This window comes from Mesorhizobium silamurunense (assembly GCF_014843905.1).
GTDB lineage: Bacteria > Pseudomonadota > Alphaproteobacteria > Rhizobiales > Rhizobiaceae > Mesorhizobium > Mesorhizobium silamurunense.
On the sequence record NZ_LPVS01000143.1, the window covers coordinates 1 to 264 of the forward strand.

Genomic DNA, 264 nt, shown 5'->3' on the forward strand with positions numbered 1-264 from the left:
CAGCGATATCGGAATCCATGTTCGTGCCGGCGGTGGTGACGGCGGCGCCTCCGAAGCCTGCGGCGAAGCATCCGCCACAGCCAAGGAAGCGGGAGCCGGCTCGAGACACTGGTGTGATCGAGCTCGAGATCGACGGCATCGCAATGCGGGTGGGTCGTGGGGCGGATTCGAAGACGGTTGCAGCGGTGATCCGTGCGCTGAGGGCAACGTCGTGATCGGGCCAGCGGGAGCGGTCAAGGTCATGGTGGCGACGAAGCCGGTCGA

At 66.3% G+C, this 264-nt stretch carries 1 pseudogene; it reads left to right on the top strand.

Features of this window, described 5'->3' with window-relative positions:
* Nucleotides 1-215: pseudogene (locus tag AU465_RS36005) on the top strand (hypothetical protein); the annotation flags it as partial.
* Nucleotides 216-264 lie beyond the last annotated feature (49 nt).